Here is a 12637-nt window from a genome sequence, read left to right on the forward strand (position 1 = left end):
ACTAAAATAATTTTGTTTGGCTTTCATCATCTCTTTTTTTCTCTTCTGCCTTCTTTTTTGCAATAGATTTTTGCAAAGCTATTTTTGCTTTTTCTTCAGCAGAAAGTTCTTCTAAAACAGGCTTTTTGGTAACTACTTCTGGCAAATCAATTGGTAATTTTTCTACAGTTTCTTCCTGTTCATCTTCTTCATCTTCAGACACCTCTTCTTCTGGCTCTTCATAAGGTAAAGATTCTAATAGATTTACTTGTCTTATTCTTTCTGTAGTTAATTGATTTCCTAGAGCTTTAATTCCTTTTACAGCAATAAATTCTTCTAAATTTACTTCTTCGTTTTCTAAACTTCTCTTAGAATACACAATTTCTACAATTGGTCTGCAATCTGTTACAACAATCTCTAATTTAGATTTTGGATGTTCAGAAATAAAAGCCTCTTCTTTTTCTGTAGTTTCAATCATAAAGCGTTTTATATAATAACGCTCTTTTTCTCCATCAAAATACACAGCAGAAATAGGTTTGTTAGGCATCCATTTTTCTAAGACAATCATATCATTATCAAAATGCATTGCTAAATCTGGTTTTACAGCTTTAGCTTTACCGCTTTGTGTAATAATTAATAATTTATCTTCTGCTTTAAACTCTCCCAACAAATCTCCTCTATTATCAACATTTAAACGCTGTACGGTTTCATCAAACCAAATTTTTCGTGGTTTTAATGTAGAAACACCTTCTGATTTAAACTCTACTTTTCTAATAGCGTATTTAGTAATTGTATTACCTCTTACAGCTCTTCCTTTAACAGCAAGATCTGCAAAATCTATATCCCATTTTAGCTTTTTAACACTACCTACAGAACGTAAATTAATAGTAACAACCTCTGCTTCTCCATTTGGATTTGCCGTAAAATAATGTACAATAGAGCCTTTATTTCCGTTGGTTAAATCGTACTCTTTGTCTCTTGTTACAGATAACACATTAAAACGTTTCATATAACTTGGCCCACGAGATCCGTCTCTGTACATAAAATTATAAACTGTTCTTCTATCTTTCTTTTTAAAGACAGCAACATGAATAATATCTTTACCAACAAACGTTTTTGCATCAATCTTGGTAACCATCATTTTACCGTCTTTTCTAAAGATAATTACATCATCAATATCAGAACAATCGGTAACAAATTCATCTCTTCTTAATGATGTACCAATAAAGCCTTCTGCTCTATTAACATATAATTTAGCATTTTTCATAGCTACTTTAGAGGCAACTATATCATCAAAAATTCTAATTTCGGTTTTACGTTCTTTTCCTTTACCGTAAGTATCTTTTAAACGTTTAAAATAATCGATAGCAAAGTCTATTAAATTTGCTAAATGATGTTTTACACCCGCAATTTTTTCTTCTAAACTTTCTATAAATTGCTTGGCTTTATCAATATCAAATTTTGATATTTTTTTAATTCTGATTTCTGTTAAACGTGTTATATCTTCTACAGTTATAGCACGTTTTAAGTGTTTAATGTGTGGCTTTAATCCTTTATCAATTGCTTCGATTACACCTTCCCAAGTTTCTTCTTCTTCAATATCTCTATAAATTCTATTTTCTATAAAAATACGTTCTAGAGAAGAAAAATGCCATTGTTCTTCTAATTCATTTAACTGAATTTCTAACTCTCTTTTTAATAATTCTACCGTTAAATCTGTTGAATGTTTTAACAATTCTGAAACACCTAAAAATACGGGTGTATTTTCTTTAATTGTACAGCATAATGGAGAAATTGAAGTTTCGCAATTTGTAAATGCATACAAGGCATCAATAGATTTATCTGGCGATACATTTGGTGGCAAATGCACTAAAATTTCTACTTCTGCAGCCGTATTATCTTCAATCTTTTTTATTTTAATTTTACCTTTTTCATTAGCTTTTAAAATACTATCTATTAAAGATGATGTTGTGGTAGAAAAAGGAATTTCATTAATTACCAATGTTTTTTTATCTAATTGAGAAATTTTAGCTCTTACCCTAACTTTTCCTCCTCTTTTTCCATCGTTATAATGAGAAAAATCGGCAATTCCGCCAGTTAAAAAATCGGGTACAATTTTAAAACTTCTACCTTTTAAATATTTAATAGAAGCATCAATTAATTCGTTAAAATTGTGTGGTAATATTTTGGTTGATAAACCAACTGCTATTCCTTCTGCTCCTTGTGCTAATAAAAGTGGGAATTTTACTGGTAAATCTATCGGTTCTTTTCTACGACCATCATAAGAAAGTTTCCATTCTGTTGTTTTCGGGTTAAAAACAACATCTAAAGCAAATTTAGACAAACGTGCTTCGATATATCTTGATGCTGCTGCACGGTCTCCGGTTAAAATATTACCCCAGTTCCCTTGCATATCAATCAGTAATTCTTTCTGACCAATTTGCACCATTGCATCTGCAATTGAAGCATCTCCATGCGGGTGATATTGCATGGTATGACCAACAATGTTTGCTACTTTATTGTAACGTCCGTCGTCTAAATCTTTCATAGAATGCATAATTCTACGTTGTACTGGTTTTAAACCATCTTCTAACGAAGGAACAGCTCTTTCTAAAATTACATACGAAGCATAATCTAAAAACCATTCTTTGTACATTCCTGTAACTTTGGTAATGGTTTCTTCTTGAGGATTTTCTCCCTCGTTAATTAATTCTTCTTCGTGTTCGTTGTCGTTTATTTCTTCACTCATGTATTAGAAATAATTATTTTTTAGATTCTTTAGGTTTAATTTGCAATGCAATAATGATTAACACCCCTGCTAATACACCAAAAATTGCTCCTGAATTTTCTTTGTTTGATAAATTATGCCAATCTATTTGTAACACCCAAAACATTATAAATAATGCCAATACTCCACTAATAATACTTTTAATTGCTTTTGTATTACGCTTCCTCTTCAACATAATCTAACTCAACTTTTAAGTTTTCTATGATAAATTTCTGTCTGTCAGGAGTATTTTTACCCATATAAAATTGCAACATTTGTTCTATAGACATTTCTTTGTCTAACATTACTGGGTCTAAACGAATATCATTTCCTATAAAATGTACAAACTCATTTGGAGAAATTTCCCCCAAACCTTTAAATCGAGTTATTTCTGGCTTTCCTCTTAATTTTTCTATTGCTTCGCGTTTTTCTTCATCAGAATAACAATAGAAAGTTTGTTTTTTATTACGCACTCTAAACAAAGGCGTTTCTAAAATAAATAAATGTCCTTCTTTAATCAATTCCGGAAAAAATTGCAAAAAGAACGTTATCAACAATAAACGAATGTGCATACCGTCTACATCGGCATCGGTAGCAATTACAATATTGTTGTATCGTAAATCTTCTAAGCCATCTTCTATATTTAAAGCGGCTTGTAAAAGATTAAATTCTTCATTTTCATACACAATCTTTTTGCTTAATCCGTAAGAGTTTAAAGGCTTTCCTTTTAAACTAAAAACAGCTTGTGTATTTACATTTCTAGATTTTGTTATAGAACCCGATGCAGAATCTCCCTCTGTAATAAACAAAGTAGTTTCTAAATAATTTTCTTTTTTAACATCGCCTAAATGAATTCTACAATCGCGTAATTTTTTATTGTGTAAACTAGCTTTTTTTGCTCTGTCTTTTGCTAATTTTCTAATACCTGAAAGTTCTTTTCGCTCTTTTTCTGCTTGTAATATTTTCTTTTGCAGTATTTCTGCAACGTCAGGATTTTTATGTAAAAAATTATCTAATTTGGTTTTTAAAAAATCGTTTATATAAGTTCTTACCGTTGGCAAATCTCCTCCCATATCTGTAGAACCTAATTTGGTTTTTGTCTGACTCTCAAAAACAGGTTCCATCACTTTTATAGCAATAGCAGAAATAATTGATTTTCTAACGTCTGAAGCTTCAAAATTTTTACCATAAAAATCTCTAATTGTTTTTACAATCGCTTCTCTAAAAGCAGCTTGATGTGTACCTCCTTGTGTGGTATGTTGCCCATTTACAAAAGAATGATATTCTTCTGAATATTGAGTTTTACTATGTGTAATGGCAACTTCTATATCATCTCCTTTTAAATGAATTATCGGGTACAACATGTCTTCTACATTGTTGTTATCTTCCAGTAAATCTTTTAATCCGTTTTTAGAAAAGAATTTTTCTCCATTAAAAATGATGGTTAAACCTGGATTTAAATACACATAATTCTTAAACATTTTAGCTACATACTCATTTCTAAATTTGTAGTTTTTAAAAATGGTTTCATCTGGCACAAAAGAAACTTTTGTTCCTTTTCTACGAGATGATTCTTCTAAAAATTCTTGATTTTCTAAATTACCCTGGCTAAATTCTGCAGAAGCAGATTTTCCTTCACGAGAAGATTCTACTCTAAAATAAGATGATAATGCATTAACAGCTTTTGTACCTACCCCGTTTAAACCTACAGATTTTTTAAATGCTTTAGAGTCGTACTTACCACCAGTATTCATTTTAGACACAACATCAACCACTTTACCTAGTGGTATACCTCGCCCATAATCTCTAACAGTTACTTTGTTTTCTTTAATAGAAATTTCGATGGTTTTACCAGCACCCATCACATATTCATCAATAGAGTTATCTAAAACTTCTTTTACCAAAATATATATACCATCATCGGCAGAAGAACCGTCACCCAATTTACCAATGTACATTCCTGGACGCATTCTAATATGCTCTTTCCAATCTAAAGACCTGATATTATCTTCTGTATATTTTGTTTCTTGACTCATGAAATATCTTACTGTTATTTAGGTTTGAAGTCTCGCTAAAATAGCATTCTAGATGATAAAATAAAACAAGTAACTTAATTAGTTATCAACAAGTATTTCAACGAAAATCTTAAGCTTTAAAAATATAAAAAACACAATAAAAAACAATATGTTATATTTTTAAACATATAATAATATACTAAACAATTTAATTACTTTTGGGGCTTAGTAATAAAATCATACAAAGTGGAAAGATCACAATTATTAGAGTTAGCAAATAAATACGGAAGTCCTTTATATGTTTACGATACAGACAAGATAGAATCTCAATACAACAGATTAACAAATGCTTTTAGTGGCGTTAAAAACTTAAAGTTAAATTATGCTGTTAAGGCACTTTCTAACATTAATATTTTAAAGTTCTTTAAAAATTTAGGTTCTGGTTTAGATACGGTTTCTGTGCAAGAAGTACAATTGTGTTTAACTACTGGTATTGCACCACACGATATTATTTATACACCAAACGGAGTTTCTTTATCAGAAATTGAAGAAGTTGCTAAATTAGGTGTTCAAATAAATATTGATAACCTATCTATTTTAGAGCAGTTTGGTCAAAAACATCCAGATATTCCTGTTTGTGTGCGTATAAATCCACACATTATGGCTGGTGGAAATTCTAAAATTTCTGTAGGTCATATTGATTCTAAGTTCGGAATTTCTATTCACCAAGTACCACACATTAAACGTGTTGTAGAAAATACAGGGATGAATATTAACGGAATTCACATGCACACAGGTTCTGATATTTTAGATATCGATACTTTTTTACGTGCTTCTGATATTTTATTTGGTGTTGCAAAACAATTTGAAAACATCGATTTTATAGATTTTGGTAGCGGATTTAAAGTACCTTATAAAGAAGGTGATATTTCTACAGATATTGAGCAATTAGGATTACAATTATCAGAAAGATTCAACGAATTTTGTGCAGATTATGGTAAAGACATTACTTTAATGTTTGAACCTGGTAAGTTTTTAGTTTCTGAAGCTGGTTCTTTTTTAGCAAAAGTAAACGTTGTTAAACAAACAACCTCTACTGTTTTTGCTCATGTAGACAGTGGTTTTAATCACTTAGTAAGACCAATGATGTACGATTCTTATCATCATATTACAAACATTTCTAATCCAGAAGGTAGAGATCGTTATTATTCTGTTGTAGGTTATATTTGTGAAACAGATACTTTTGCATCTAACAGAAGAATTTCAGAAATTTCTGAAGAAGATATTTTATGTTTCCATAATGCCGGAGCATACTGTTTCTCTATGGCTTCTAACTATAATTCTCGCTACATCCCTGCAGAAGTTATGGTGTATAAAGGACAAGATTATTTAATTAGAAAAAGACAAACTATTCAAGATATTTTACACAATCAAGTAGTAATTGATTTGTCTAAAACAGAAAAAGTAGAAGCTTAAAATTAGCCTTTTTACAAATTATAAATCCATCAGAAAATATATTTTTTGGTGGATTTTTTTATTAAATTTACGTATTAAAATTAAAACAATTTAAAAATGAAAATTCTAGGAATAGGAAGTAACTACGTTACTGATTTAAAAGATATTGAAGAAAAAAAGAAAGGTAAAAAATTTATTTTTTCTAAACCAGAATCTAGTTTAGCTGTTAATTGTGATGTAGCATATCCTAGTAGTATTACCAACGAATTAATTTACGAAGTAGAATTAGTGGTTAAAATTGGTAAAGAAGGTAAAAATATTACTAAAGAAGAAGCAAACTCTTACATTTCTGAAATTGCTGTTGGTATAGATTATACAGCTACAGATATTTTGAAAGATGCTAGAGAAACAAAGCATCCTTGGGAATTTGCGAAAGGTTTTGATGGTGCAGCACCAATTTCTAGCTTTAAACCTGTTGCAGATTATGATTTAGGTGATATTGATTTTGACCTAAAAATTAACGGAGAAGAAAAACAAAAAAGTAATACAGCTTATATGATTAACGATTTTGCTGATATTATTGTATTTATTTCTAAATATATGACCTTACAACCTGGCGATTTAATTTTTACAGGAACACCTGCTTTAGGTAAAGGAGAAATTTTTAAAGGAGATCATTTACAATGTTCTGTAAACGGAGAATTATTGTTAGATTTTAAAATGATATAATTGTCTGTTAGAGCGCAGTCCAGAACTATTAATTTTAGTTAAGGTTTCGATTGCGCTCAACCTGGCAAAACCTTATAATACTTTTTGATGAAAATAAGACTTTCTAAAATTGAAGATGTTCCGCAAATTGAAACCATTATTAATGATGCTAAAAACTATTTAGCTTCTTTAAAAATTGATCAATGGCAAAATGGTTATCCAAATGCAATACAAGTAGAACAAGATATTTTAAATCAAGAAAGCTACGTTGTTGTAAATGACAAAAATACAGTTATGGCAACAGCTATGTTTACCTTAAGAAAAGAACCAACATATAAAAAAATTATAGACGGAAATTGGTTGATTGATGAAAACAAAGTTTACGGAGTTATACATCGTTTAGCAATTAAAAAAGAGTTTAGAAAATTAGGTTTGGCAACTTTTCTTTTTGATGAATTTCATCAACAATTAAAAGATAAAAACATAGAAAGTTTAAAGATTGATACGCACGAAGACAATCTAGGAATGCAAGCTTTAATCAAAAAATTAGATTACAAATATTGTGGAATTATTTACACAAGCTACAATGCAAAACGTTTGGCTTTTGAAAAAGTAATTTTTTAAAAAAGACTTCTCGATACAAAATTCTTAAAAAAAAAGAATTTCACTCGAAGTGACAGTCTGTTTATTATCAAACTTAAAACATTATCACATAATGTCACTTCGAGTGATTTTCTGACAAAGGAAGAAAATTGTATCGAGAAGTTTTTCATCTCAAAACACAAAATAAAACTATATTTACAACCTCATAAATTCATTTTTATGAGGTTTCTTTTTTCTGATAAAATTCAAATAAAAAAATGCAATTACACCAATACATAACACAACAAACTCAACTTTCATCAAAAGCTGTAGAAAATACTATTTCTTTATTAAATGAAGATGCTACAATTCCTTTTATAGCTAGGTATAGAAAAGAAATGACAGGTAATTTAGATGAAATTGAAATTGGAGAAATTGTAAAATTTAAAGAAACTTTTGAAACGTTAGAAAAGCGTAAAAAAGCTATTTTAAAAACGTTAGAAGAACAACAAGTTTTATCTACCGAATTAGATAATAAAATCAACAATTCTAAAGATTTAATTGCTTTAGAAGATTTGTATTTACCCTTTAAAAAGAAACGAAAAACCAAAGCAGAAACTGCAAGATTACAAGGCTTAGAACCATTAGCAAAAATGATGATGAGTCAGCGTGTAAATGATTTAGAATACACAGCATCTAAATACACATCCAACGAAGTTGAAACTGTTGAAAATGCTTTAGAAGGCGCACGTTTTATTATTGCAGAATGGATTAACGAACGTACAGATATTAGAAATAATATTCGCTACCAATTAGAGCGTTTTGCACAAATTTCATCCAAAGTAATTAAAACTAAAAAAGACGATGAAAAAGCACAAAAATTTAAAGATTATTTTGATTGGAATGAATCTTTAAGTAGAATTCCGTCTCATCGGTTTTTAGCCATTTTACGTGCAGAAAAAGAAGGTTTTATTAGAGTTAAAATAGAAATTGACACCGAAAGAGCGCTTCAAAAAATGGAAGACAGAATTATTCGCAGTCAAAATGAATGTTCAGAGCAAATTCAATTAGCTATTAAAGACGCTTTTAAACGTTTGCTTTTTCCTTCGTTATCTAATGAAACTCTAACTGTTGCCAAAGAAAAAGCAGATGAAGCTGCCATTGTAGTTTTTTCTAAAAACTTAAAACAATTATTATTAGGATCGCCTTTAGGTGAAAAACGAGTTTTAGCAATTGATCCTGGTTTTAGATCGGGCTGTAAAATTGTTTGTTTAAACGCACAAGGCGATTTAAAACACAATGAAACCGTATTTCCACATGCTCCACAAAATCAATCTTTTGATGCAATTAAAAAAATTAGTTCGTTAGCAGAAGCACATAAAATTGAAGCCATTGCTATTGGTAACGGAACCGCTTCTAGAGAAACCGAACAATTGATAAAAAAGATTCAGTTTAAACACCAAGTGGATGTTTTTGTGGTTAGTGAAGCTGGCGCATCTATTTACTCGGCTTCTAAAATTGCTAGAGATGAGTTTCCTAATTATGATGTTACCGTTCGTGGTGCTGTTTCTATAGGACGAAGATTGCAAGATCCTTTGGCAGAATTGGTTAAAATTGATGCAAAATCGATTGGAGTTGGTCAATATCAGCACGATGTAGATCAAACCAAATTAAAAAAATCTTTAGACACAACTGTAGAAAGTTGTGTAAATACCATTGGCGTAAACATAAATACAGCAAGTGAATCTTTATTAAGTTATGTTTCTGGTATCGGACCAAAATTGGCAGAAAACATTGTAAATTACAGAAACGAAAATGGTTCTTTTTCTTCTAGAAATGAAATTAAAAAAGTACCACGATTAGGAGGAAAAGCTTACGAACAAGCTGCTGGTTTTTTAAGAGTTAAAAACAGTAAAAATCCGTTAGATGATTCTGCTGTACACCCAGAAAGTTATGCTATTGTAGACAAAATGGCAAAAGACATCAATAAAAAAGTAACCGATTTAATTGGGAATTCTGCATTGATTCAGAAAATTAATCTACAAAATTATTGTACAGAAAATATTGGTTTACCTACATTAAAAGACATTGTAAAAGAGTTAGAAAAACCAGGTGTAGATCCTAGAGAAAAAGCAAAAGTGTTTTCTTTTGATAAAAACATAAAAACCATTTCAGATTTAAGAGTTGGTCAATTATTACCCGGAATTGTAAATAATATTACCAATTTTGGTTGTTTTGTAGATATTGGAATTAAAGAAAGTGGTTTAATTCATGTTTCTAATTTGTCTGATACTTTTGTAAAAGACGTAAATACAATTGTAAGTTTGCAACAACAAATAATAGCCAAAGTTTTAGAAGTTGATGTGATTAGAAAACGAATTCAATTAGCTTTGGTGAAGTAAAATAATAGTTTCTTAAATTTATAAAATGAGCAATAAAACAGAAAAAAATGATCTTTGGGACGACTTAACAGACGCTCAAAAGAATGAAATACATCAAGAAGTTAATGAATTAAGCAAAAAGAAAAAAACAACTTGGGAAGATGTTAAGAATGAGCTTTCAAAATTAAAATAATATATATTCTATTTACTGAACAATATATAAATATCAGTTTTAGTCCTTCAGCTTTAAAAAAATACTGAAGGACTTCTATTTTATTAACAATTGTAAAAAGAACATCTTTAAATATATAATAATTCCTTAATTTCGAGCCCGCAAAAATAATCAATGAAAGTCTGTATTGCCGAAAAACCATCTGTAGCAAGAGAAATTGCTAATATTCTAGGAGCCAACACAAAACGCGATGGCTTTTATGAAGGAAATGGCTATGCGGTAACGTATACTTTTGGGCATTTATGCACACTTTTAGAACCCAAAGATTACAAACCACATTGGAAAAGTTGGGATTTAAATAATTTACCAATGTTACCAGAACGTTTTGATACCAAAGTTACGGGTGATGCTGGTATTAAAAAGCAATTTAATATTGTAAAAAGTCTTTTTGAAAAAGCAGACGTTATCATTAATTGTGGAGATGCTGGTACAGAAGGAGAATTGATTCAGCGTTGGGTAATTAACCAATGTAATTACAAAGGAAAAGTACAACGTTTATGGATTTCTTCGCTTACAGAAGAAGCTATTAAAGATGGTTTTAACAATTTAAAACCTGCAGAAGATTACGATAATTTATACTACGCTGGTTATTCTCGTGCTATCGGAGATTGGTTGTTAGGTTTAAATGCAACGCGTTTATATACCGTAAAATTTGGTGGTTTTAAACAAGTTTTATCGGTTGGTAGAGTGCAAACTCCTACCCTAGCTATGTTGGTAAATCGATATCTTGAAATTAGAGATTTTAAACCTCAACCTTATTGGGAATTACAAACTGCCTACAGAAACACACTTTTTAATTACGAAGATGGGCGTTTTCTTAAAAAAGAAGACGGACAGGTTTTAGCCGATAAAGTTGCGCAATCTGATTTTGAGGTTGTTTCTGTTACCAAAAAGAAAGGAAAAGAATATGCACCAAAACTGTTCGATTTAACAGGCTTACAAGTATATTGTAATAATAAATTCGGTTTTTCTGCAGATGAAACTCTAAAAATAGTTCAGAAGCTATATGAAATGAAAGTAGTTACATACCCAAGAGTAGATACTACTTTTTTACCGAATGATGTATACCCAAAAATTGCTGGTATTTTATCTAAATTAACCAAATACAACGAGTTAACTCAGCCACTTTTAGGTCACAAAATAAAGAAAACAAAACGTGTTTTTGATGACAAAAAAGTAACCGATCACCACGCAATTATTCCTACAGGAATTGAAGGAAATTTACAGTACAATCAACAACAAGTATATGATATAATAACGCGTAGATTTATTGCTGTTTTTTACCCAGATTCTGATGTTTCTAATACTTCGGTAATTGGTAAAGCTGCAGATGTTCCTTTTAAAACAACCGGAAAAGAAATTATAAACAAAGGTTGGCGTGTTGTTTTTGAAACAAACGAAAGTAAGATTAAAAAAGAAATGAATGAGAAATTGACCTTACCTTCTTTTGTAAAAGGAGAAAAAGGACCTCATGAACCTTCTTTTTTAGAAAAGGAAACCAAACCACCAAGAAATTATACAGAAGCAAGTTTATTACGCGCCATGGAAACTGCCGGAAAGCAAGTTGATGATGATGAAATGCGCGAATTAATGAAAGAAAACGGAATTGGAAGACCTTCTACAAGAGCAAGTATTATAGAAACTTTATTCCGTAGAAAATATATTGAACGTAAAAAGAAATTGGTTTTACCAACCCAAACCGGAATCGATTTAATTAATATTATTGACAACGAATTATTAAAATCTGCCGAATTAACCGGACGATGGGAAAAACGTTTAAAAGAAATTGAACGTGGCGATTTTAATGCCGGAACTTTCATAAATAATATGAAAAAAATGGTAGACCAGTTAGTGTATGAAGTCCGTTCTAATACATCTAAAAAAAGAATTTCCTCGAATGCGACTACAAATTCGAGCACAGTAGAGAACTCGTCAAAATCAAAACCCAAAAAAGCATCAACAAAAAAACAGGTTGCAGGTAAAACCTGCCCAAAATGTAATAAAGGAACTCTATTAAAAGGATCTTCTGCTTTTGGTTGTTCTGAGTATAAAAACAATTGCGATTTAAAAATTCCGTTTGTAATTTACGGTAAAAAAGTTTCTGAAAATCAATTAATAAGATTAATAGACAAAGGTTGTACAACCAATTTAAAAGGATTTACAACAGATACAGGAAAAGTTGAAGGATTGATGCGTTTTGATGATAATTTTGCCTTAAAACTAGAACCGAAAAAAAACGTCATTGCGAATGAAACGAAGCAATTTGTTAAAAATAATGAGATTACTTCGTCGAAAACTCCTCGTAATGACAGCAATAAAATAATTTGCCCTAAATGTAAAAAAGGAACTGTTTTAAAAGGAAAAACAGCCTATGGTTGCTCTGAGTATAAAACAGGCTGTGATTTTGTTTTTACTTTTGAAAACATCAAAAAAATAGCCAATGGAAAACCATTGACTAAAGATTTGGTTTTAAAAATTATCAGTCAATAATTTTTAAAATAGTTATAAAAACACAGCT

General features: G+C 30.2%; 9 protein-coding genes. 6 read left to right on the forward strand and 3 right to left on the reverse strand.

Annotated features, from left to right (window positions below; all coding sequences use genetic code 11):
• Window position 1: 1 nt before the first annotated feature.
• The 3 genes from KI686_RS08770 to KI686_RS08780 are packed head-to-tail and all read right to left on the reverse strand — an operon-like array spanning window position 2 to window position 4782.
• Window positions 2–2728, reverse strand: a complete 2727-nt coding sequence (locus KI686_RS08770; protein ID WP_237588898.1) for a DNA gyrase/topoisomerase IV subunit A — start codon at window positions 2726–2728, stop codon at window positions 2–4.
• A gap of 13 nt (window positions 2729–2741) precedes the next feature.
• Window positions 2742–2942, reverse strand: coding sequence for a hypothetical protein (locus KI686_RS08775; protein WP_237588899.1), 201 nt, complete (start codon window positions 2940–2942; stop codon window positions 2742–2744).
• Entirely contained in the window at window positions 2923–4782 is a 1860-nt protein-coding gene (locus KI686_RS08780; protein ID WP_237588900.1) for a DNA topoisomerase IV subunit B, read from the reverse strand. Before KI686_RS08780 ends, KI686_RS08775 begins: the two co-directional genes overlap by 20 nt.
• A gap of 225 nt (window positions 4783–5007) precedes the next feature.
• Here KI686_RS08780 and lysA point away from each other — a divergent pair, with 225 nt between their 5' ends.
• The 6 genes from lysA (at window position 5008) to KI686_RS08810 (ending at window position 12609) form a co-directional block, all read left to right on the forward strand.
• Entirely contained in the window at window positions 5008–6237 is a 1230-nt protein-coding gene (gene lysA / locus KI686_RS08785) for a diaminopimelate decarboxylase (RefSeq protein WP_237588901.1), read from the forward strand.
• A 96-nt stretch (window positions 6238–6333) separates the two neighbouring features.
• The gene (locus KI686_RS08790) at window positions 6334–6945 is read left to right on the forward strand and encodes a fumarylacetoacetate hydrolase family protein (protein WP_237588902.1); all 612 of its coding nucleotides are present in this window, start codon (window positions 6334–6336) and stop codon (window positions 6943–6945) included.
• A gap of 87 nt (window positions 6946–7032) precedes the next feature.
• Window positions 7033–7548 carry a GNAT family N-acetyltransferase gene (locus tag KI686_RS08795; protein ID WP_237588903.1) on the forward strand — a complete coding sequence of 172 codons (516 nt, stop codon included), beginning with the start codon at window positions 7033–7035 and terminating at the stop codon, window positions 7546–7548.
• A 236-nt stretch (window positions 7549–7784) separates the two neighbouring features.
• Window positions 7785–9908 carry a Tex family protein gene (locus KI686_RS08800; protein ID WP_237588904.1) on the forward strand — a complete coding sequence of 708 codons (2124 nt, stop codon included), beginning with the start codon at window positions 7785–7787 and terminating at the stop codon, window positions 9906–9908.
• Between the two features lie 25 nt (window positions 9909–9933).
• Entirely contained in the window at window positions 9934–10080 is a 147-nt protein-coding gene (locus KI686_RS08805; protein ID WP_237588905.1) for a hypothetical protein, read from the forward strand.
• A gap of 153 nt (window positions 10081–10233) precedes the next feature.
• On the forward strand, window positions 10234–12609 hold the full coding sequence (locus tag KI686_RS08810; protein WP_237588906.1) for a type IA DNA topoisomerase: 2376 nt from the start codon (window positions 10234–10236) through the stop codon (window positions 12607–12609).
• Window positions 12610–12637 lie beyond the last annotated feature (28 nt).

This window comes from Polaribacter sargassicola, from assembly GCF_021991835.1.
Classification (GTDB): Bacteria; Bacteroidota; Bacteroidia; order Flavobacteriales; family Flavobacteriaceae; genus Polaribacter; species Polaribacter sargassicola.

Coding starts and splice junctions, on each gene's coding strand:
- KI686_RS08770 (WP_237588898.1), bottom strand. CDS start 2,728: ATGAGTGAAGAAATAAACGACAACGAACACGAAGAAGAATTAATTAAC.
- KI686_RS08775 (WP_237588899.1), bottom strand. CDS start 2,942: ATGTTGAAGAGGAAGCGTAATACAAAAGCAATTAAAAGTATTATTAGT.
- KI686_RS08780 (WP_237588900.1), bottom strand. CDS start 4,782: ATGAGTCAAGAAACAAAATATACAGAAGATAATATCAGGTCTTTAGAT.
- KI686_RS08790 (WP_237588902.1), top strand. CDS start 6,334: ATGAAAATTCTAGGAATAGGAAGTAACTACGTTACTGATTTAAAAGAT.
- KI686_RS08795 (WP_237588903.1), top strand. CDS start 7,033: ATGAAAATAAGACTTTCTAAAATTGAAGATGTTCCGCAAATTGAAACC.
- KI686_RS08800 (WP_237588904.1), top strand. CDS start 7,785: ATGCAATTACACCAATACATAACACAACAAACTCAACTTTCATCAAAA.
- KI686_RS08805 (WP_237588905.1), top strand. CDS start 9,934: ATGAGCAATAAAACAGAAAAAAATGATCTTTGGGACGACTTAACAGAC.
- KI686_RS08810 (WP_237588906.1), top strand. CDS start 10,234: ATGAAAGTCTGTATTGCCGAAAAACCATCTGTAGCAAGAGAAATTGCT.